1 protein-coding gene is annotated in these 345 nt (G+C 67.8%); it reads left to right on the forward strand.

What is annotated here, in order from left to right; all coding sequences use genetic code 11:
• On the forward strand, positions 1–345 hold a 345-nt coding region (locus tag HX855_RS33000), incomplete at both ends, for a DotU family type IV/VI secretion system protein (protein WP_178948094.1).

Below are 345 nucleotides of genomic sequence, written 5' to 3' on the forward strand. Positions count from 1 at the left end.
AACGACGGCCGCAGCCAGTTGGAAGCCCTGCGTGAGCGCACCGCGGCGGCGATTCGCAGTGCCCGTGGCGAGCATGAGCGCGAGCTGTCGCCCCATTGGCGCGGCGTGACCGTGGCCCGTGATCGCCTGGCGCAATTCATGCCGCCGTGGATCGCCGTGGCCATCGGCGTGGCGCTGCTGCTGGCGTTGCTGTTCGGGTTGCGGATGAAACTGGCGTCGGATGCCGAGCCGGTATTCAAGAACATTCATGCCCTGGGCGAGATCCCGGTGCAGGCCATCGACCGTCCGGTAGCCCAGCCGAAAATCATCGAGCGGCCACGCCTGGCGGGCCTCCTGGTGGAAGAC

The sequence above is a fragment of the Pseudomonas sp. IPO3778 genome, from assembly GCF_013386825.1.
Lineage (GTDB): Bacteria > Pseudomonadota > Gammaproteobacteria > Pseudomonadales > Pseudomonadaceae > Aquipseudomonas.